Raw genomic sequence first — 19,829 nt, 5'->3', positions numbered from 1 at the left:
GCCCCGATATATCATCGGGGCGTTTTTTTACGGGCGGAATAAAAATTATTTTTTTGCGGGTTGGGCGCTTTTTTGCGAGGGGGACTCAAACGTGGCCAGCGGGAAATAGTGCTGCAAAATTTCTTTATAGCCTTGCCCGTCTTCGGCGCGTCCGGCGGCGCCGGTTTGGTCAAACCCCACGCCGTGGCCCCAGCCTCCGCCGTAGAACACAAAAAATTTTAATTCGCGGTCTTGGTAATTGGGCTCCACGATAAAGTAACTGCTTCGCAGCATGCCCAGGCTTAAATTATTGCGAATGACGTTTTCTTTATTCAGCGTTAAATTGCCTTTGGTTCCTTTTACCAGCAATCGGCTTACGTAGCCCGAGCGGCCCCGGCGCTGCGGAATAAGGGCGGTGATGCGGCCGATGTCTTTTTTCTGGCGTTTAATCAGTTGGCTCAGGTCTTCTTCGTCCACGACGCGTGTCCAGCGGAAGGCCGCCAAGCTGACGTTTTTGTCGTAGCGGCTGTAGGCGTCGTGCGGATATTGCAGCAGCTCTTTAAAGTGGTAAGGCTGAAGTTGGTCAAAATCAAAATCTTTATAATCCGATGCGGGCTGCAAATACGGCGTATCATACCAGCCGGCTTCTTTGGCGCTTTGGGTTACCCCGCCGCAATTGGCCGAAAATACGCTTTCTATGGGTTTATTTTCATAGGTCAAAATTTCACCCATGGTGGATTCCACCGCCGCGTTTCCGCGTTCGCTTTCGGACGTAACGCCCCCGTACACCTGGCAGTTTTGCGTGTCGCACAGGTCGTAGCCGTAGTATTTGTGTTTGCCCAAGTGCTTAAGCGCATAGGTGCGCGCCAACACGGCTTGCGCGCGCAGGGCGTCCATCGGAAATTGGGTGGGCATTTCGGAAGCGATGACGCCTTGCAGGTATTCTTCTATATTTACGATATTAATGGGAATGAGGGTGTTAAGCGTGGTGTTGTGAGTAATTTGCAGTTGGCCGCGGTATTCTTTATCGTCCACGCTGGCCCAGGTCATTCCGGCGCCGCTCATTACGTTTTTCACAATAATGGTGTGGCCTTCGCCCTGCGTGTTGGAGCGGGGGGTAACAATGACGGATTTTTTGAAAAAAATCTTTTTGTTGGCCGGCGTTAACAGGTGGGCCTTGCCGTCTTTAAGGACGGCCACCCAGCTTTCTTTGGCTTTGCCGCGGGCCAAGACGCGCCCGGTTTGGGCGTCCGTAACGGTAAAATCATGCGAGGGAATAAAATGCACGGTATTCCGCGCGGACGGGCGGCCGTTGGAGCGCATACCCAGGCCTATTTTAATTTGTTTGGTTTTTACGTTTTCCGGCGGGAGAAGCGGCTTTACAAAGGTATGTTTGATGATTTCTTTTCCGCCGGTAATTTCTTTTTCCGGGCGGGTCAGGCGCGGTTTAAGGCGGGCCAAAGCGGCGTTGACGTCTTTTAGATTCTTTTCCGAGGAATAAATCATTCGGTACTGGCGGTAGGATTCATTGTAATTGCCCAATTTTTCCAGTGCGGCGGCGTAATGTTTTTTGGCTTCAATAAATTGGTGATCGTATACGGTGGCCTTGCGAAACGCATCCGCCGCTTTTTTATAGTCTTTTTCTTCTTCGTACAAAATGCCCAACAGGTAATTGGCCAGCGCCGGATGCGTGCCCGCGCGCGCCGCCATTTTTAGGTTATATTTGGCCAGCTTTTTTTCGCCTAATCCCATTTGTGCCCGCGCCAGATTGATATGAAAAAATCCGGCCCGGCGGGGGTCTTCGGGCAAGAGGGAAAGGAATTTTTCGGCCGTGATATATTGTCCGTCCGCCAGATACGCTTCGGCCGCCATTTCGATGACTTCCCGGTCTTGCGGATGAAGCTTGTACGCGGCGGACATAATGTCTACCGCTTGTTTGGGATTGTTCTGCTCCATGGCGATAAAGGCCGCGTTTAAAAACGCCTGGCGGTTGCCGGTATCTTTGGAAAGGGCGATATAGGCTTCCAGCGCGTCGTCTTGTTTATACGCAAAATACAAGTCGCCCGCTTCCTGCAAACGCTGTTCTTCCGTTTGGGCGGCAGGCGTATTCGCGGCGGCCGGAAAGGCGCACGCGGCAAGCAGCGCGATAAAAACCAAAAAATGTTTCACACCCGTTTCTCCGAATAAGATTTCTTTTTTATTATATCATATCGCCCTCGTCGCCACGGAAGCGCTTTTGCTATAATACTAATCATGACTACACCTATGCCCCAGTGGCTTAAAGATTTAGTGGGCCGCAACAAAGCGGCCTTGCGTTCCAGCGCGGCTTTGCACGCACAGCAGTCCATTGACCAACACTTGCTGCATACCGTCTGCCATGCCGCCCGCTGCCCCAACCGGGGGGAGTGCTTTAATTGCGGCGATGCTACATTTATGGTGTTGGGCGATATTTGCACGCGCGGCTGCCGCTTTTGCGCGGTGACCAAAGCGCGCCCGCTGCCGCCCGATGAAAACGAACCCGAACGAGTGGCGCAGGCCGTGAAAGAGTGGGGCATCCGCTATGCGGTATTAACCATGCCCACGCGGGATGATTTGAATGACGGCGGCGCCGCGCATTTTGCGCGCGTGATTAGGGCCATTAAAACGCTTACGCCGCAGGTAAAGGTGGAACCGCTGATTTCGGATTTGCGCGGTGATGTATCCGCCCTGCAAACCGTTTTGCAGGCCCGCCCGGATGTGCTGGCGCACAATGTGGAAACGGTGCCCGACTTATATGCGGCCGTGCGCATAGGGGCCGATTATAAACAGACGCTTACGCTGTTGGAAAATTCCAAAAAACTGGCGCCGCATATTTTTACCAAAACCGGCTTTATGGTGGGGCTGGGGGAAAGCGACGGGCAAATTCGGGCCTTGATGCGCGATTTGCGCGCGGCGGGGGTGGATTTATTGACCATCGGGCAGTATTTGACGCCGTCCGCGGCGCATTATCCGGTGGCGCGCTACCCCGAGCCGGCCGAATACCGCGCGTGGGAAGAATATGCCCTGTCCATCGGATTTAAAGGAGTAGCCAGCGGGCCTTTGGTGCGCAGCAGCTACCGGGCCGGGGCGCTGTACGCACGGGCGGTCAGCGGCGGCGTGTCCAAATAGGAAGCGATATTGCTATAATACAAGTATGAAGAAAAATATATTTTTCTTAGCGGCCGTAGCGGTGCTGGCGGCCGCCTGTGCCGGAAATCCGCCTGCGTGGTGGAACCCCGGCAATGCTTATTCGTCGGGCACTGCGGCCGAGTCTTCCCGTTCGGAAACTTCCGGCCGGGTGGAAATGAGAACGCCCGCCCAGCAGGAAGTCTATATTCCGCAGGAAGTGGATATTGCGCCCCTGCCGGACGAAAGCTACGAAGAAATGATTTTAACCCCTTTGCAGGATGAGGAAACCGAAAACGACTCCGGCGAATCTTCCGCCCAGAGCGCGCCTACCGAAACCACCTTCCTGCCGCCGCCCAGCGTATTGGAATAATTTCTTACAAAAAACCCGGTGCCAAGGCACTGGGTTTTTAAGGATATAAAGCGGAACCCCCCGGTTATTCAAACCGAGGGGTTCATCTTGACGTCTCCATTCTCACTCCTTCACTGCTTTATCTACTGCTCTCAGGATAGGCCCAACCAACTTACACCGGGACTTATGCCGCTTCTCGTTTCCACTCGGCCGAAGCAATTACATCAACCGCCGGAAACCCGCTATACACGACTTTGTACGACGTAACCCTCTTGCCGCACTACACCGCTTTACGTCTCCGCGTCGGCGCCCTAACTTCCAGACGGAACAACACTTAGCGCCCTGCCCCGTCCGCGGCCAGATACGTCCGGCCCCATGCCTTACCAAGCTCCCGGACAGTTACGTAACCCAACCATCCTGGCTCTCCCTAGCGCACAGGCCAACTTCTTCCGGCTCGGCACCTTTACAACAACAGCAACACTGCCTCACGTCACCGCTTTTGTCCGCTTACCAAGCAGCCCCCGGCAGGGCCTACGGACTTACTTCCTGTATGGATAGTATAGGCGGAATTTAAAACTTTTCAAGGGGTAATTTTACCGTCGGAGAGAGGGCTTAATAGAATTTTTTTGATATAGTATATATAGTTCTTGAAAAGGAGAATTTCTATGCAACAAGGCTTCACGTTGATAGAATTATTGGTTGTAGTATTAATTATTGGCATTTTATCCGCGGTGGCGCTGCCCCAGTATGAAAAAGCGGTAGAAAAATCCCGTGCGGCAGAGGCGCTTTCTTTGTTGAAGACCATTCAAAATGCTGCTGCCGTATGTGAGCTGGAAAAAGGAGAGAGCGACACCTGTACTTTGGATGATTTGTCCATAGGATTAAACAGCTTGGACTGTGTGGACGGTTTGGAATGTACGGGAAAATACTATTTTTACAATTTTGATGAAGGAATTCGAAATCCGTATGTGTGCCCGATTCGCGGAGGATGCACCTCTTACGTCATTCAATTAGTAGGCCCAAGCTACGGGGGAACGCAAGCCCGTTTAAATAAACGAATTTGCATTGGAAGAGATGACAAAGGAAAATCTCTCTGTTCTTCTTTGGGGGGCAAAAAATTAAGTTCCAGCACGGATGAAACGGTTTGGGAGTTTTAAAATAAAAAACCCGGCTCAAGCAGCCGGGTTTTTTATGGATGTAATAACTTACAGTTTGGTAATGTCCGCCACCGTCTGCGTCAGGTAACGGCGCACCCGCGCCAACAGCGCCAGGCGGTTTTGCCGCACGGCCGCATCCGGCACGTTGACCATGACGTCTTTAAAGAACATTTCCAAAGGCTCTCTAAACGCGCCGTAGGTCTTAAGAATGCGCAGGTATTCTTCCTGCGTGCAGGCGGTGTGTACCGCACAGCCCAGTTGGCCGTCCACCTCGTGGATTTTGTCGTACAACGCTTTTTCCGCCGGCAGTTCAAACAATTTTTCATCCACCGTTTCGGTTACGTTGTCCGCCTTTTTAAGGAGGTTGCACACGCGTTTGGCCGGTTCCAACAGCTGGGCAAAATCTTCGCCCGTTTTAACCGTGTCCAGCGCGCTCACCAACGCCTCTACTTGCGTAAGCGGCATTTCGTACCAATTAATAACCGCATTTAAGGCCGCAGGCGTATGGCCGCGCTGTTCCAATACCAAGGACAAACGCTGATACAGAAAGCCCGGCAGTTCTTTTAAGCCTTTATCCGGCGTACCGGCCGGATACAAAGAAGCCGATTTTTCCACCAATTCTTTAAGCGACACATTCATTTTTCCTTCCAGCAGGATGCGCACCGCGCCAAAGGCTTGGCGGCGCAGGGCGAAAGGATCTTCGCTTCCCGTCGGAATTTGGCCGATTAAAAAGTTGCCTACCAACGTATCAATTTTACCGGACAGCGATACGATGCAGGCGTCTTTGGTTTCCGGCAATTGGGAAGACGAAGTGAGCGGATAGTAAAATTCTTCCATCGCTTTGGCGGCGTCTTGGCGGCCTTCCAAGGCGGCATATTGCCCGCCCATATAGCCTTGCAATTCGGGGAATTCGTACACGACGTGGCTGGCCAAATCGGCATAGGCGTGCGAGGCCGCATAGTCCACGGTATCACGCAGAGAAGACTGGCCCAGCTTATCGCACAGCCAATCCGCCAATTTCTCGGTGCGGGCCGATTTTTCGTACATGGATCCAAGCCCTTCCAGAAATTGCACGTTTTTGAGTTTTTCTTTAAACGTTTCCAGTCCGTCTTTTTTGTCGTTTTCAAAGAAGAACACCGCGTCCGAGAGGCGGGCGGACATCACTTTTTTAAACCCGTCGCGCACTTCGTTTTGGTTGACGGAAATTCCGTCGCGCACGGCGATGAAATACGGCTGCAGTTCGCCCTTGTCGTTTAGGACGGGGAACATTTTGATTTGTTTCTTAAGCACCGTGGTAACCAATTCTTTGGGCAGGGTTAAAAATTTAATTTCAAAATCGCCGCCTACGGCCACGGGGTGTTCGGTAAACCAGACGGTTTCTTCAATTAATTCCGGGTCTAAATCGGCTTGGTAGCCGCGCACCTTGGCTTCGTTGGAAACGGTCTTAATCAACGCTTCTTTGCGTTCCTGCGGCAGTACCAAAATGGGCTGCGGCTGGGAGCGGAGCAAATCCACATAATAGGCTTTGTCGGCCTTTTCCACTTTAATCGGCTTGCGGCCGAAGGAAGAAAGCGGATAGGTGTTGCGGTTGGAGGTTACGCCGGCTACCGTAAATTTGACCACCTTGCTGCCGTAAAGCCCGATGAGCGAGCGGATCGGGCGGCCGTAGCGCAGGCCCGATTCTTCCCACACCATATTTTTGGCAAATTCCAACCCGGTAACGATGCGGGTAAAAATTTCCGGCAGGAGTTTGGCCGTTTTTTCGCCTTTGATTTTGACTACCGCATAGATAAAGGGGCCTTTTTCCGTTTCCACGACGGTCAATTTTTCGGGAGCGATGCCGTTCTTTTGCGCAAACCCGGCGCTTTGGGGGGTAAAATGGCCGTTGGCGTCTTTTAACAGTTTGGCAGGCGGCCCTTTAACTTCTTTTTGCACGTCGGCCGATTTTTCGGCCAAGTCTTCTATATACACGACTAAGCGGCGGTACGTGCCGAAAGATTCCACCGATTTATAAGCAATTCTTTTTTCGTCCAACAGTTGGGCGGTTAACGTTTCCAGTTGCTTTAAGGCAGGCGCCATAAAGCGGGCGGGCAAGTGTTCTACGCCGATTTCCAGCAAAGCATTCATTTGGCGGCCTCCTCGTTTTGGTGTTCTTGTTTTTCTACGCTTTCCACATAGGTTTTGGCGCAGGCTTTGGCCAAGTTGCGGATTTTGGTGATGTTATTGGTGCGGTCGGACACGGAAATCGCCCCGCGCGCTTCCAACATATTAAAATAGTGCGAAAGTTTCATCGCGTTGTCATACGCCGGCAGATACAGGCCTTTTTTGCACAAGGCCATGCATTCTTCTTCGCATTCCTGAATATAGCGGCGCAGGTGGTCTACGTTGGATTCTTCAAAATAATAATGCGAAAACTGCCGCTCGCCTTCGTGGTGGACGTCGCGGTAGGTAATTTCGTCGTTCCAGCGGATGTCAAAAACATTGTCCACTTTCTGGCAATACATGGCAATGCGTTCCAAGCCGTAGGTAATTTCCACCGTAATGGGGTGCAGCGCGTAGCCCGCCATATTTTGGAAATAGGTAAATTGGGTAATTTCCATTCCGTCCAGCCAAATTTCCCAGCCGACGCCGGACGCCCCTAACGTGGGGGACTGCCAGTCGTCTTCAATCCAGCGGACGTCGTGCTGTTTGGGGTCTAGGCCGATGGCTTTTAAAGAGTTTAAATAGATTTCCTGAATGTTGGCCGGGGCGGGTTTCATAATGACTTGATACTGATAGTATTTGCCCAAGCGGTTGGGGTTTTCGCCGTAGCGGCCGTCCGCCGGGCGGCGGCAGGGTTCCACGTAGGCGCGCTTGACGGGTTTGGTGGTCAAAGAGCCGAAAAAGGTTTCCGGGTTATAGGTGCCGGCGCCTTTTTCAACGTCATAGGGCTGAACGAGGACGCAGCCTTGTTTAGTCCAATAGGTGTTTAGGGCGGATATCATATCCTGAAAATTCATACCGTATTTCATAATTACATACATTATATAAAATACAAACCTTCGGCGCAGAAGTTTGCCCGCGCAAAAACTGCTATAATACCCCTATATGATTACGACGGTTATTTTTGATATGGACGGCTTGTTGTTCGACACCGAACCGATTTATTTTGAATGCTACAAGAAAGCCGCCGCCGAAGACGGATTAAATTTTACGTATGAACTGTTTGAATCGTGCGTAGGCATCAGCCGGGAGGAGGCGGCCCGCTTTATTTTGCAGCATTTTGGCCCGCAGACCGATATGCAGAAACTGCACGTGCGGACGGGGGAAATTTTTGAAGAATACCTGGCCAACGACGGAGAAATCCGCTTTCGCCCCGGCGCCAAACAAGCGGTGGAGTTTTTTTATAACCGGGGGCTGAAGGTGGCGCTGGCCTCCTCCAACATTACGCGCTGGGTGATGTTTTTGCTGGAAAAGAAAGGAATTAAAAAGTATTTTTCCTCGGTTACCACGTCCGACGATGTATTCCGCCCCAAACCCGATCCGGAAGTGTATTTGAAAACCGCCCAAAAGTTGGGGGTGGACGTGTCGGAATGTTTGGTGTTTGAAGATTCCGTCGCCGGGGCTACGGCGGCCATTTCCGCCCGCATGCGCACCTGCGTGGTGCCGCAAATCAAAAAACCCACCCAATTCGTGCGGGAAAACGCCTTTAAAATCTATCATTCGCTGGAAGACATTTACCCGGATATGGACGAGTTGCTGGCCTAACCCGTTTACACGCGATAAAAAGCCCCGGTTTTGGCCGGGGCTTTTGTTATTTAACCAAGAGGGGTTTCCAATCCGTTTTCAGTTCGTCCAGGGTCTCCAAATCCCGCGGGTCGTTGTAGTTAAACGTGAGGGTTTTATCCTGCGGGTTCACCACAAACCACATCCGCGCGGTTCCTTCTTTTAAGGTAAGCAGAAACACTTTTTGGTAGGCCAGGGCCTGCTCAAGCGGTTGGACGCCTTGGAAAAACCGCCGAATACGGGTTAATTCTTGGGCGGAAAGCGTGCAAAAGTCGCCCGGGACAAGCGCCGTCAGCTCGTAATGGGCAAACAACGGGTTGCGTAAAGCGGTTTGTTTGATAAGCTCATAATTGGCTTGGCATTTGCGCGCCGCCGCTTCAGTGCTTCCGGTGCGGCGCAAAGATTGAAAGAAATCCTGCATATGCTTGTGCAGCGTGGCGTGCAGCCCGATGCGGCGCACGTGCTCGCCCACCCGCACGCCCAAAACGGAGGCGGCTCCTTCATTGTCCACTTTTCGGTTGGCGTTGGTCAGGGCTTCCTGCCACGAAAGAACTTGGGGCTTTTTCCCAAAAAATCCGCCGGCTTGGGCAGGGTATATTGGCATAGCCAAGGCGGCTAAAACGAGTACGGTTTTCATCCATTTATTCACGAATCAACATCCTCCTGTATTTATCTCTTATTATTTTAAAAGCGAAACGGGCCCGAAAAAAATGCCAACCTTAATGGGCGGAAGCCGTTTCCAGCGGGGCCCAGTCCGGCAGGGGCATTTCATGCTCTTGATGTAGGTCTTCCGTATCTTCCAGGCCAAAGCTCTTGAGCGTGTGAAGGGGGTAAGACAAATAGCGGTTTAAAAAGCGGCGGCATACGCTGTTGCATTTGGCTAAAGAAAGCAAATCTTCCGCGTCGGTAAACACCAAAGAGGAAAGTTTATCCTCGTGCATGCGCCGCCAAAATTCCGGGGAAATTTGAAGCACCGGGTGGTCTAAGCCAAACCCGGCCAGCATCATCAGCCGCAGGGTAAATGCGGCGGCAAAGGCGGGGTTGGGCTCGCCGTATTCCAGTTCCGTAAGCGAGGCCAAAAGCAGTTCAAATTTTTCTTCGCTGGGTTGGTGGAGCGGGGTCAGCCGCTGGAACAGCTCGCAAAAATGAAACGCAAGCGCCGTTCTTTTTAAATCTTTGCGGATGGTCGGAAATACCTGGTGCAGTTTGCCGCCGGTAACCGTTCCCACCACGCCGCCGCGGCGCACATAAATACGGTAATCGGCATAGACAAAGGGCTCGCTTAAGGCTTTTAATTTGCCCGCCGCGCGCGCCACCCCGGGCAGGCGCACGTGAATCCGCCCGTGTTCGCGCGTATAGAGCGAAACCATCCGGTCGGCTTCACGGAAATCCTGCCGCAAAAGAATAATTCCCGAGTCGGTAAATATCATTAGTAAAAGAATAGCAAATTTTGAAATATCCGAGAAAGACCTACCCGCAAGACCCACGCCCAAATGGGTCTTTTGCTCCTTGTTTGCACCCTGCGAATTTGAAATAATAATAAAAGAGGTTTAGAAATTAGAAACAGGAGAACGACAGATATGTTTTACCGCAAAATGCGCATTTTGTTAACTTTGTTATGCAGTGCCGGCTGTGTTTGTTCCGCCTATGCACAAGGGGGGAAAAAACTGACTACGGTCGTCAAAGCGGCCACCCAGTCTTCCGAGAAAACTTTGCTTAAAGGCGCTTCCCAAAATCTCGGCCGCCTGCCGGCGGTATCCTCCGCCGCGGCTCAAGCGGCGGGCCGCCAGCTTACCATTCGCTTTCCGGGGGATCCCGTCCAGCTGGAAATTCCATTTGAAACCGAAAGCGCCCCGCTGGACAAGGCCCTTTCGCAACGGGTAGCGCAGCAAGTGGCCCGCCAGCTGCCTCCGCCCGCCTCTTTGCAAGAAGTTCATCAGCTTCCTTCCGGCGAAACGGCGCGCCTCGTGCGTTTGGAAGCCAAACATTTTAAAAAGACCCATCAGTTAAAGGCTACCATTCGCTATTTGATGAAAACGACGCCCAAACCGGTGCGTTTGGTCAGCCAAAAAACGGGCAAACAAATTATTGTGGTCAAAAACGACCGCCTGCGCTATTTTTCCGATGTAGAACAAGCGTGCCCGGCGGGCAGCTATTTAATTCTCCACGAAGATGGAAAAGCGGAATTCTTAACGCCTGAGCAGGCCCCCAAAAACTTTGCGGAAACGTATGAAAAGGCCTACGCGCAAAATAATCCTTCTCCGTTTTTTGATATTTCGTTTGAACGGGCCGGTGCCTCTTATAAAATCCAGGAGTTAAAGTCTTTGGCTTCGCTGTTTGACCCGTCTTTGGGGTTCGGCCGCGTATATGATTTGCCGGCACATCCGATAAACGGGCAGCCGGTGCAGGTAATTGTGCTCTCGAGCCCGGCGAGGGTAGAAGGCATTGGCCTGCTGCGCTATGACAGCATGGCGGTGCGCTACGCGGACGGTTCGTTTGACGTGCACCCGGCCGACTGGGTGCCGCCCGTCTTGCAAGACAAAATTGCTTCGCTTACGCCCAAACGCGCGACTCCTATTTCAATCTCTCTTTCGGGCGAGCTCTCCATGGAACCCGCCCCCAAGCGGTTTTATGACGGCCAAGCCGATTTGGCCCGCGATTTGCACCAGGCTTTTAAGGGGCAAGGAAAACCCTATACCAGCCTGTTGATGGGGGATTTTATCGTATATGAAATTCCGGCCGGGATTGTGTATCATCCGGCGGGCAGAGCCGAGGAATTGTTGAATCCTCAAAAGAAAGTGATTATTTACTTCCCGTCCAGCAACAGCGGGCAGATTATTGACCGCAGCTTATTAGACAAGCCCGTTTTTGCCACGCCCGTCAAATAAACCGTTTTTTTCCTCTCCCGCCTTCTTTTCGGAAGGCGGGATTTGCTTGAAATGCTTTCGCGCAAAATGCTTGGCAAATGCCCCGCAGAAAAGATATAATATCAGTACGTTTCACACAGAAACCATTTTAAATTAATACAGGAGATACGTTCTTTCCAGTCCGGTTTCCGGGCCAGAATTAACGTATAAGAGAAACATGTTACCGACCTACAGACCTAACAAAAGAAGACGTGCCAAACATATCGGATTCAGAGCCAGAATGGCTACCGCCGGCGGGAGAAAAGTACTCAGCGCCAGAAGAGCCAAAGGCCGCCACGAATTGATCAGAGCTTAATGATATGCCGTCTTACGGTCTGCCGCGAAGTAGCCGCCTGCACCTCAAGAAAGATTTTCAGCAGGTCATCCATGGCGGTGCCAAACTGCAGTATAACGGCGTTATACTGTGGTGGCGGTCCGGCCCGGAGAATACCCGGCCGGCCCGTTTTGCGGTAGTGGTGTCCAGAAAACTGGGCCCGGCGGTTGTACGCAACCGCGCCAAAAGACTTTTAAGAGAAGCTTTCAGACTGAACAGAAAAAATATAAAAGAAGGGACTGACCTTGTTTTCAGCCCCCGGGAAAGCGAAAAAATAACCCATGTGCACGCAGCGCAGGAAGCGCTCAAGACACTGTGCGGCAAAGCCGCTTTATTAAAACACTCTTCAGAAAATAAGTCTTAACCGCATATTATTGAAGGGAATATGAACAGACTTTCGCTTTTATTAAAGGATTTGTTGCTTTTGCTTCTCAACATCTTTATGTTGCTGGTTCGCCCTTTTTTGGGGCCCAGGGGCGTGTGCCGCTTTGAGCCGACATGCAGCCAATACGCAAAGCAAGCGATCACCAAACACGGCGCGTTTAAAGGGGGATGGCTCGCGCTGGTGCGGGTGTTAAAATGCCACCCTTTGCATCCGGGCGGATATGACCCGGTGCCCTAGTACTGTTTTTTCTGTCTAGCGGGAAGTTTCCTCTTAGACGCTGCATCGCCGGACGCATGCGGCGCTGAAATAAGAGGAGTTTTATGAACAGACAGTTTCTAATTACGGCAATGTTGTTCTTGCTGATAATTACGGGTTACAACCAGTTTGTAACCATTCCGCGAGCCCGCGCGGCGCAGCAAGCCGCCGAGGCCCAGCTGAAAAAAGCCGAACAAGAATCCCAGCGCCAAACGGCCGCACAAGCCGTCTTGGCCAGTGCCTCTCCCGTCAGCAAAGAAACCGCTTCCGCTCCCAAACCCGAAGAATTCTTTACCCTCAGCCTTCCTCAGGCCGATGTTACTTTTTCTTCCAAAGGGGCGGGTATCAAAACCTACCTGTTTAAAGATACCATTGAAGATGTGGATTTAACCCCTTACAAAGGAGAGGGGTACTTTGCCACCTTGCCGCAGGTAGACTTTGCGGAATTTGCCCGCACCAAAAATTCCATTACGTTTGTGGGGGATATCGTCCCCGGGTTCAGCGTATATAAAGAGTACCGTTTTAACGATAACGGCATTAACAATGTGTCCGTTACGTTTGAAAACAACACCGCTCAGGCGCTGGCCGTATCGCCGTGGAATTGGAATTTCGGCCCGGGGCTCGCCACCGTCAAAAGCGAAATGAACGACAACGAGCGCGAGTCGAAAGCGGTGTATTTGGTGCAGGAGAAAAATAAGAAAAAACCGACCTTGGAAGTCTTTGCCAAAGGCGACAAACAGCCCGAACTGCCCTGGTTGTGGGCCGGCATTGAAAACCGCTACTTCCTGGCGGTGCTGATTCCGCAAGGCTGGAAGCCGGGCGATTTGGCCGCTTCTAAAGAAAAAATCGGTACGCAAAAACGGTTGTGGGGCCTTGCCGGCGAAGGTACGTTGGAAGGGCCGCAGTTTTCCGTCGGCGTGCCGGGCGTAACGGTGGAAGCCAAATCCAAAGAAACGTATAAATCGGATTTTTATTTCGGGCCGAAAGATTATAAGCAGTTCTTAACCCTGCCGTATCATTTAGACCGTTCCATCGCGTTCGGTTTCTTTGGTGCGCTGGGTAAAATTGCCCGCAACATCTTGGAAATGTTCTACGGCTGGACGGGCAACTACGGCGTAGCCATTATTATGATTACCGTTTTGCTGCAGGCAATCTTGTTTAAATTTACGCTGATGCAGCTTAAATCGGCCGCTCAAATGCGCAAAATCCAACCCGAAATGAAACGCATCCAGGATAAATACAAAGGCAATCCGGAATCCCTCAACCGCGAAACGCTGGCCTTGTACCGCAAATACAAAGTCAACCCGCTGGCGGGCTGCCTGCCGATGCTCATTCAGCTGCCTATTTTCCTGGCGTTGTACAACGCCCTGCGGACGTCGTGGTCTTTGCACGGGGCGAAGTTTGTGTTCTGGATTACGGATTTGTCGTCTAAAGATCCGTACTATTTACTGCCCATTTTAATGGGTGCGGTGATGTATTTCCAGCAAAAAGGCAACATCCCCGCCGGGACGGATCCGGCGCAGGCTGCCATGTTTAAATATATGCCGCTTATTTTTACCTTGTTGTTTATGAATTTCCCTTCGGGGTTGGTGCTGTACTGGCTGACCAACAGCCTGCTCACGTTCGGAATTCAAACCTTTGTTAATAAAAAAATCGCGAAAGCGAATTAAGGAGCCAATTTGTTATGCCAAGCAAAATTAAAGTACAAGCAAGAGAAGTATCCGAAGCCATTGCAAAAGGGCTAAAAGAATTAGGATTAAGAAGAGACCAAGTGGAAGTAACCGTATTGGAAAACCCCAAAAAAGGCTTTTTGGGCATTGGGGCCCGCCCGGCGGTGGTGGAACTGCGCCAAAAACGCTGGAGCACGGCGGATTTGGATTCCCAAATCTATATGGACGTGCCGAAAAAACGTTCCTCCAAGTCTTCCCGCGGCGGCCGCGGCCGCAAAGACCGCTCCGAATCCCGCGGCGGACGCAGAAACTCCCGCAAGAGCGAATATACCAACACGCAGCCGCGTGAAGCCCGCGAAAAACAGCCCAAAGCCAACGAGCCGCAATTGCTGCCGAGCGAGGCCATTCAAAATGCCGTCATTCCGGAAAATTTAAAAGCTCCCATGCAGGAAGCCAAAGAATACTTGGAAAAAGTGCTTACGCATATGGGCGTGAAAGTGGAAAATTTGAACGTCTGGTGGGACGAAAAACAACAGCGCATTTTACTTACGTTTGACTGCGACCACCCGGCTATTGTAATTGGAAAAGAAGGCAAAACGCTGGAAGCCATTCAATACTTGTGCACGTTGGCCTTAAGCCGCCATTTTGACAAGCCGATCTCCGTCATTACCGACACGCAGAACTACTGGAGAAAAGCCGAAGACAAAATTGACGCCGAAATTGCCAAAGGCATTGATATGATTAAACGCGGCAACAGCGTCTTCCGCTTCCGCCCGATGAGTGCCCAGCTGCGCCGCTACATCCACCGCGCCGTGGAAGGCAACGAATTTGTTACCACCGCCTCGGAAGGGGAAGGCAAATGGCGCAAAGTAACCCTGCGCCCCACCGAAAAAGCCCTTGAGCTGGCGCACGCCCACACTGCCCCGGCGGATTTTGTGCCCGGCGTCATCGGGGAAGACATTCCCGAACAAACGCCCGCCCAAGAAGCCGTAGCCGAAGCGGAAAAAGAAAAAGAATTAAACGAATACCACGAATCCTGCTCCTGCTGTGCAGGCGAGGCGGAAACGCCCGCCCAGGAAGCGGCCCAACCGGCCCCTGTGCAAGCGGCGCAAACCCCGGTGCAGGAAACCGTAACGGTGCACGAAACCATTACCGTGCAGGAAACGCTGACTGTTACCCCGGTGCAGCAGCCTGCCGCCGAACCGGCCCCGAAGGCCGAAGAAAAACCGGCTTGCAGCTGCGGCCCGCTCTTTGACGCGCCGGCCGAACAGCCCAAAACGGAAAACAAATAATTTGCACCAACCAAAAACCCCGGCCTAAAAAGCCGGGGTTTTTTATGTCATAAAAAGCCAACTTGCGTTTAAAGGGTGCGGCCCAGCTCCAGGGCTTCTTTTAGCTTGCCGGTTTTAATCACGTCGCCCGCGTCCCAGGTGCCGCCGGCCAAAATCATGCCGCGGTCTGTCCATTTTAAATAATCGGCAATGGCCTTGTAGGTGGCTTTCAAGCCTTCATAATCGCCGTCCTGTTCATTGCCTTCGGCGGCGGAAAGCAGCACGCATTCTTTAATTTTCAGTTTCCGCGGCGCGTTGGGCTTCATATAGGCGTAGAGCTTGTCCACCGCGGCTTTAAGCTGGGCCGTCATATTAAACCAATACAGCGGCGTGCACAACACCAGCACGTCGGCTTCTTCCAGCATCGGGGCCAGTTTTTCAAAATCGTCCTTAAAAACGCACGGTTTGCCGGTCGTCCAGCATTTGTCGCAGGCTTTGCAGGGCAAAACCGGATGAAAAGCGGTTTCAAACACTTGGGCCGTATGCCCGGCGGCTTTCACGCCCTGTATAAAAGCATCGGCCAAGAGGGCGCTGTTGCCCAGCTGGCGCGGACTGCCGGTTAAAACCAATACTTTTTTAGCCATATCAAAATCTCCTCATCAAAACCCTATCCCTCCGCTTAGGCGCGGGCCGCACGGAGCGGGAAACGCTGCGGCGTTTTCCTAGTACAAGTATAGCTTTTTTTATTCTTTTTTGCGCGGGTCGGAAAAAGGCGGTTTTTACGAGGAGAAAAAACCGCCCAAAAACAGCCCCAAAAAGTGATAAAATATACCTATGCAACATACCATCTGCGCTTTGGCTACGGGAGCTGGCGGGGCGGTCGCTTTGGTGCGGCTGTCCGGCCCGGAAGTTTGCCGTCTGCTCGCGGTGCTTACTCGCCGCCCGCAACCGCCCGAACCGCGCAAGCAGGCGCTTCGCACGATTTACGACGGAGACGCGGTTTTGGATAAAGCCCTTGTTACGTATTTTCAGGCCCCGCATTCTTTTACCGGAGAAGACGTGGCGGAGTTTGCCGTTCACGCCTCGCCCTACATCAAAGGCCGGCTGCTGGAGCTGTTGTGCCAAAACGGCGCGGTGATGGCCAAGCGGGGGGAATTTTCCCAGCGGGCTTTTTTAAACGGGAAAATGGACTTGGTGGAAGCGCAGGGATTGTGCGATTTAATTGCCTCGGGCAACAAAGCCGCGCACAAATTGGCGATGGACTCGCTGGACGGAAAACTGTCGGCGCGGCTGGAAGAAATCAAAAAACGCCTTTCCGAATTGCTGGCGCAGATTGAGGTGCGCCTGGATGATGTGGACGAGGAAATGACGCCCCTGTCGGACGATTTTGTGCGGGGGGAACTCAGCGCCGTTTTGGGGCACATTAAAGCGCTCGCGGATACTTTTTCCGTCGGCAAATACATTAAAGACGGATTAAAAACCGCCATCGTGGGCGCGCCCAACAGCGGCAAATCCAGCCTGCTTAATGCGCTGGTGGGGTTTGACCGGGCCATCGTGTCCGACCAAAGCGGCACGACGCGCGACACCGTGGAAGAAACGCTGGAAATAAACGGCCAAAAAATTATTTTAACCGATACCGCCGGCATTCGCGAACACGCCTTGGATCCGGCGGAAAAAGAAGGCATGCGCCGCAGCCACCGCGCAATGGAAGCGGCGGATTTGATTTTATTCGTGCTGGATGCGTCCCGCCCGCTTACGCCGGAAGAACAGGAATTATGGCAGGACATCCGCCGCCAAAACAAACGCACCGTGCTGGTGTGGAACAAGAGCGATTTATCCGCTAGCCGCCCCACGCTGCAAGCGCAGGAGCAATATCCGTCCGTCTCGGTTTCGTGCAAAACGGGGGACGGGTTAAACGCGCTGAAAGATTTGATTACGGCCGACGTAACCGAAGCGCAGACGGCGGACGGACTGATGATTTCCAACCTGCGCCATTACGAAGCGCTGCTGCGGGCCCAAACGGAGCTGGAAAGCGCGCTGATTCGCTTGGAATCGCACGCCGGCGGGGAAATTTACGCCGAACATCTGCGCCGGGCGTTGAATGATTTGCAAGATTTAATCGGAGAAGTTACCCCCGATGACGTGCTGGGGATTATCTTCTCGAAGTTTTGTATGGGGAAATAAATGTTTGTTTGTGAAGATCAGTATGATGTCATTGTGATTGGGGGCGGGCATGCCGGCTGCGAAGCCGCGCTGGCGGCTGCCAAACTGGGCGCCAAGACCCTGCTGCTTAGCCAAAGCTTAGATACGGTTGCTCAAATGTCGTGCAATCCCTCTATCGGCGGCATTGCCAAAGGCCAAATCGTGCGCGAAATTGACGCGCTGGGCGGAGCCATGGGGCGCGTAACCGATCACGCCGCCCTGCATTACCATATGCTCAACACCGGCAAAGGCCCGGCGGTGCATTCCCCGCGCGTGCAGTGCGACAAAAAAGTCTATCAATTTACCTTCAAGCATTTTCTGGAACTCCAGCCCAACCTGGATATCATGCAGGACGAAGCCGTCAAAATTTCGGTCTCCGACAACGCGGTAGACGGCGTGCTGACGCTTCGCAACACGTTTTATCACACCAAAAGCGTGATCTTGACTACGGGCACTTTTTTGGCGGGGACGATTCACATCGGCACGGAAATGTTCCGCGGCGGCCGCTACAACGATATGCCTTCGGACGGGCTGGCCAAAAACCTGCGGGAAGAGCTGAAACTAAATATCCTGCGCTTTAAAACGGGCACGCCGATGCGCATTAACGCCCGCGGGCTGGATTATTCCAAATTCCGTCTCCAGCCGTCCGACAATCCGCTCCAGCCCATTTCGCATTTTACGGACGTAACCGAACAGTCCAAACGCACTTTTTTAAGCTGCTACATTACCCGCACCACCCTGGAAACGGACAAAATCCTGCGCAGCAATTTCCAACGCTCCGCCATGTACAGCGGCAACATTCACAGCTTGGGGCCGCGGTATTGTCCGTCGGTGGAAGATAAAATCAAAAAATTTCCGGACGTTACCAGCCACCCGCTCTTTTTGGAGCCGGAAGGCTTTCACACCGAAGAATTTTATATACAAGGCTTTTCCACCAGCATGCCCGAAGACGTTCAGCGCGCGCTGATTAAATCCGTCCCGGGCATGGAAAAAGCCACCATTACGCGGCCCGGATATGCCATTGAGTACGATTTTTCCGACCCGCGCGATTTGTTCCCTTCGCTGGAAAGCAAACGGATCCCCGGGCTGTTTATGGCGGGGCAGATTAACGGCACCACCGGCTACGAAGAGGCCGGCGGGCAGGGGATTATGGCGGGCATCAACGCCGCGCTGAAGGTGCAGGGCAAGGAGCCTTTTGTCCTGCGGCGCGACGAAGCCTACATCGGCGTGCTGATTGACGATTTAATCAACAAAGGCGTCAACGAGCCGTACCGGATGTTTACCTCCCGTGCGGAGTACCGCATTCTGTTGCGCAACGACAATGCAGACCTGCGCCTTATGCCGCACGCCTTTAAACTGGGCATGCTGGACAAAAAATACCAGGCGCCCTTTGAAAAATACAAAGCGCTGTGCCAAAAACTGATTGACCACCCCAACGCCCCGGCGGATGAGGACGAAACGGAACTCTTCCCCTGGACGGTGCAAAAAGCCCGCACCCATGCGGATATTTATCACAAATACGCCGGCTATTACGAGCGCAACAAAAAAGACGCCGAGCGGCTGGCCGAAATGGACAGCGTCAAAATTCCCGAAGGGTTTGACCCGTCCTCCGTGCGCGGCCTGTTGTTTGAAAGTGCCCAAAAGCTGGCGGCGGTTAAACCGCAAACCTTGGGCCAAGCCGGCCGTATTCCGGGCGTAACGCCGGCGGATTTGCAGCTTTTGGCCGTGCATATTGAACGCTTTAGGAGGCTTAAAAATGCAAAAGCAGCTCATTGATTTTGCGGCCCGGGCGGGCCTGCCTCTTTCCGCCGAGCAAGCCGACCGGCTGGTGCAATATGCCAAGCTGGTGTGGGAAAAAAAAGATTTTTTAAATTTAACCAGTGCCTCCAGCTTGGAAGAAATTCTCTCCCGCCATATTTGCGACGGGCTGACCGCCGCCGCCAAAATTTATGCCATGGCGCATATTAAAAATCTTTCTTCCTGCCACGCGGCGGATGCCGGGGCCGGGGCGGGATATATCGGCATTACGCTGGCCGTTGCCTTGCCGCAGGCGCAGGTAACGCTGATTGAAAGCCTGGAAAAACGCTGTTCGTTTATGAACTGGGCCCTCTTGCAGCTGGGCCTTTCAAACGCCAAAGTAAAAAAAGTGCGGCTGGGGCAGGGAACGAAATTCGCCTTTGATTTTTTAACCGAGCGCGCCATGGGCCAGCTGCCCGATATTTTGGCGGCTTGTTTAAGCGCCGTTAAGCCGGGGGGCGTGTTTATCGCTTTTCAGGGGGAACACCCGCAGACGGACGTGTGCGACCCGCACGCCTGCGGCGCGGTACTCTTGGGCGTAGAACGCTACAGTTTGCCGTGCGACGATAAAAAACGCCATTTGGCGCTGTTTGAAAAACGCGAAGCATAAAA

19 protein-coding genes are annotated in these 19,829 nt (G+C 52.7%); 13 read left to right on the top strand and 6 right to left on the bottom strand.

Features of this window, described 5'->3' with window-relative positions:
• Positions 1-45: 45 nt before the first annotated feature.
• Positions 46-2,148, bottom strand: coding sequence for a SpoIID/LytB domain-containing protein (locus B5F75_RS03235; RefSeq protein ID WP_087287892.1), 2,103 nt, complete (start codon positions 2,146-2,148; stop codon positions 46-48).
• Positions 2,149-2,232: 84 nt separating this feature from the next.
• On the opposite strand from B5F75_RS03235, the gene lipA reads away from it, so the two are divergent.
• From lipA to B5F75_RS07535, 3 genes are all read left to right on the top strand, one after another.
• On the top strand, positions 2,233-3,126 hold the full coding sequence (gene lipA / locus B5F75_RS03230; protein WP_087287890.1) for a lipoyl synthase: 894 nt from the start codon (positions 2,233-2,235) through the stop codon (positions 3,124-3,126).
• 25 nt (positions 3,127-3,151) lie between these two features.
• Positions 3,152-3,496, top strand: coding sequence for a hypothetical protein (locus tag B5F75_RS03225; RefSeq protein ID WP_087287888.1), 345 nt, complete (start codon positions 3,152-3,154; stop codon positions 3,494-3,496).
• A 644-nt stretch (positions 3,497-4,140) separates the two neighbouring features.
• A complete protein-coding gene (locus tag B5F75_RS07535) occupies positions 4,141-4,632 on the top strand; it encodes a pilin (RefSeq protein WP_087287886.1) in 492 nt (163 codons plus the stop codon).
• Between the two features lie 48 nt (positions 4,633-4,680).
• Here B5F75_RS07535 and glyS read toward each other — a convergent pair whose 3' ends face one another.
• Positions 4,681-6,759, bottom strand: coding sequence for a glycine--tRNA ligase subunit beta (gene glyS, locus B5F75_RS03215; RefSeq protein ID WP_087287884.1), 2,079 nt, complete (start codon positions 6,757-6,759; stop codon positions 4,681-4,683).
• On the bottom strand, positions 6,756-7,631 hold the full coding sequence (locus B5F75_RS03210) for a glycine--tRNA ligase subunit alpha (RefSeq protein WP_087288288.1): 876 nt from the start codon (positions 7,629-7,631) through the stop codon (positions 6,756-6,758). Before B5F75_RS03210 ends, glyS begins: the two co-directional genes overlap by 4 nt.
• 88 nt (positions 7,632-7,719) lie before the next feature.
• On the opposite strand from B5F75_RS03210, the gene B5F75_RS03205 reads away from it, so the two are divergent.
• Positions 7,720-8,379 carry an HAD family hydrolase gene (locus B5F75_RS03205; protein WP_087287881.1) on the top strand — a complete coding sequence of 220 codons (660 nt, stop codon included), beginning with the start codon at positions 7,720-7,722 and terminating at the stop codon, positions 8,377-8,379.
• A 46-nt stretch (positions 8,380-8,425) separates the two neighbouring features.
• On the opposite strand, the gene B5F75_RS03200 is transcribed toward B5F75_RS03205, so the two are convergent.
• Both B5F75_RS03200 and recO read right to left on the bottom strand, forming a co-directional pair.
• Complete coding sequence (locus tag B5F75_RS03200; RefSeq protein WP_143351237.1) at positions 8,426-9,046, bottom strand: hypothetical protein; 621 nt, start codon at positions 9,044-9,046, stop codon at positions 8,426-8,428.
• 70 nt (positions 9,047-9,116) lie between these two features.
• Positions 9,117-9,827, bottom strand: a complete 711-nt coding sequence (gene recO, locus B5F75_RS03195) for a DNA repair protein RecO (protein ID WP_087287874.1) — start codon at positions 9,825-9,827, stop codon at positions 9,117-9,119.
• A 150-nt stretch (positions 9,828-9,977) separates the two neighbouring features.
• On the opposite strand from recO, the gene B5F75_RS03190 reads away from it, so the two are divergent.
• The 6 genes from B5F75_RS03190 to jag all read left to right on the top strand — a co-directional run bounded on the left by B5F75_RS03190 (position 9,978) and on the right by jag (position 15,239).
• The gene (locus B5F75_RS03190) at positions 9,978-11,285 is read left to right on the top strand and encodes a hypothetical protein (protein ID WP_087287870.1); all 1,308 of its coding nucleotides are present in this window, start codon (positions 9,978-9,980) and stop codon (positions 11,283-11,285) included.
• A gap of 196 nt (positions 11,286-11,481) precedes the next feature.
• Positions 11,482-11,619 (top strand): 50S ribosomal protein L34, encoded by a 138-nt coding sequence (gene rpmH, locus B5F75_RS03185; protein ID WP_087287867.1) that lies wholly within the window; start codon positions 11,482-11,484, stop codon positions 11,617-11,619.
• A gap of 4 nt (positions 11,620-11,623) precedes the next feature.
• Positions 11,624-12,001, top strand: coding sequence for a ribonuclease P protein component (rnpA, locus tag B5F75_RS07765; RefSeq protein ID WP_087287865.1), 378 nt, complete (start codon positions 11,624-11,626; stop codon positions 11,999-12,001).
• 21 nt (positions 12,002-12,022) lie between these two features.
• Positions 12,023-12,259: a membrane protein insertion efficiency factor YidD gene (gene yidD, locus B5F75_RS03175; RefSeq protein ID WP_087287862.1), complete on the top strand. Its 237-nt coding sequence runs from the start codon at positions 12,023-12,025 to the stop codon at positions 12,257-12,259.
• A gap of 83 nt (positions 12,260-12,342) precedes the next feature.
• Positions 12,343-13,947, top strand: coding sequence for a membrane protein insertase YidC (gene yidC, locus B5F75_RS03170; RefSeq protein WP_087287860.1), 1,605 nt, complete (start codon positions 12,343-12,345; stop codon positions 13,945-13,947).
• Positions 13,948-13,961: 14 nt separating this feature from the next.
• Positions 13,962-15,239: an RNA-binding cell elongation regulator Jag/EloR gene (gene jag / locus B5F75_RS03165; protein WP_087287857.1), complete on the top strand. Its 1,278-nt coding sequence runs from the start codon at positions 13,962-13,964 to the stop codon at positions 15,237-15,239.
• Positions 15,240-15,307: 68 nt separating this feature from the next.
• Here jag and B5F75_RS03160 read toward each other — a convergent pair whose 3' ends face one another.
• Complete coding sequence (locus tag B5F75_RS03160; RefSeq protein WP_087287855.1) at positions 15,308-15,862, bottom strand: flavodoxin family protein; 555 nt, start codon at positions 15,860-15,862, stop codon at positions 15,308-15,310.
• 190 nt (positions 15,863-16,052) lie between these two features.
• Here B5F75_RS03160 and mnmE point away from each other — a divergent pair, with 190 nt between their 5' ends.
• Genes mnmE through B5F75_RS03145 form a run of 3 tightly spaced genes read left to right on the top strand, consistent with a single transcriptional unit; the run spans position 16,053 to position 19,827 of the window.
• Complete coding sequence (gene mnmE, locus B5F75_RS03155; protein ID WP_087287852.1) at positions 16,053-17,402, top strand: tRNA uridine-5-carboxymethylaminomethyl(34) synthesis GTPase MnmE; 1,350 nt, start codon at positions 16,053-16,055, stop codon at positions 17,400-17,402.
• Entirely contained in the window at positions 17,403-19,196 is a 1,794-nt protein-coding gene (mnmG, locus tag B5F75_RS03150) for a tRNA uridine-5-carboxymethylaminomethyl(34) synthesis enzyme MnmG (RefSeq protein WP_087287847.1), read from the top strand. It abuts the gene before it with no gap.
• Entirely contained in the window at positions 19,177-19,827 is a 651-nt protein-coding gene (locus B5F75_RS03145) for a 16S rRNA (guanine(527)-N(7))-methyltransferase RsmG (protein ID WP_087287845.1), read from the top strand. Before mnmG ends, B5F75_RS03145 begins: the two co-directional genes overlap by 20 nt.
• Positions 19,828-19,829 lie beyond the last annotated feature (2 nt).

The sequence above is a fragment of the Elusimicrobium sp. An273 genome (assembly GCF_002159705.1).
Classification (GTDB): domain Bacteria; phylum Elusimicrobiota; class Elusimicrobia; order Elusimicrobiales; family Elusimicrobiaceae; genus Avelusimicrobium; species Avelusimicrobium gallicola.
Note: the sequence above shows the minus strand (reverse complement) of the source record. Positions and strands in the feature narration are given on the sequence as shown.

Coding starts and splice junctions, on each gene's coding strand:
- lipA (WP_087287890.1), top strand. CDS start 2,233: ATGACTACACCTATGCCCCAGTGGCTTAAAGATTTAGTGGGCCGCAAC.
- B5F75_RS03225 (WP_087287888.1), top strand. CDS start 3,152: ATGAAGAAAAATATATTTTTCTTAGCGGCCGTAGCGGTGCTGGCGGCC.
- B5F75_RS07535 (WP_087287886.1), top strand. CDS start 4,141: ATGCAACAAGGCTTCACGTTGATAGAATTATTGGTTGTAGTATTAATT.
- glyS (WP_087287884.1), bottom strand. CDS start 6,759: ATGAATGCTTTGCTGGAAATCGGCGTAGAACACTTGCCCGCCCGCTTT.
- B5F75_RS03210 (WP_087288288.1), bottom strand. CDS start 7,631: ATGAATTTTCAGGATATGATATCCGCCCTAAACACCTATTGGACTAAA.
- B5F75_RS03205 (WP_087287881.1), top strand. CDS start 7,720: ATGATTACGACGGTTATTTTTGATATGGACGGCTTGTTGTTCGACACC.
- recO (WP_087287874.1), bottom strand. CDS start 9,827: ATGATATTTACCGACTCGGGAATTATTCTTTTGCGGCAGGATTTCCGT.
- B5F75_RS03190 (WP_087287870.1), top strand. CDS start 9,978: ATGTTTTACCGCAAAATGCGCATTTTGTTAACTTTGTTATGCAGTGCC.
- rpmH (WP_087287867.1), top strand. CDS start 11,482: ATGTTACCGACCTACAGACCTAACAAAAGAAGACGTGCCAAACATATC.
- rnpA (WP_087287865.1), top strand. CDS start 11,624: ATGCCGTCTTACGGTCTGCCGCGAAGTAGCCGCCTGCACCTCAAGAAA.
- yidD (WP_087287862.1), top strand. CDS start 12,023: ATGAACAGACTTTCGCTTTTATTAAAGGATTTGTTGCTTTTGCTTCTC.
- yidC (WP_087287860.1), top strand. CDS start 12,343: ATGAACAGACAGTTTCTAATTACGGCAATGTTGTTCTTGCTGATAATT.
- jag (WP_087287857.1), top strand. CDS start 13,962: ATGCCAAGCAAAATTAAAGTACAAGCAAGAGAAGTATCCGAAGCCATT.
- B5F75_RS03160 (WP_087287855.1), bottom strand. CDS start 15,862: ATGGCTAAAAAAGTATTGGTTTTAACCGGCAGTCCGCGCCAGCTGGGC.
- mnmE (WP_087287852.1), top strand. CDS start 16,053: ATGCAACATACCATCTGCGCTTTGGCTACGGGAGCTGGCGGGGCGGTC.
- mnmG (WP_087287847.1), top strand. CDS start 17,403: ATGTTTGTTTGTGAAGATCAGTATGATGTCATTGTGATTGGGGGCGGG.
- B5F75_RS03145 (WP_087287845.1), top strand. CDS start 19,177: ATGCAAAAGCAGCTCATTGATTTTGCGGCCCGGGCGGGCCTGCCTCTT.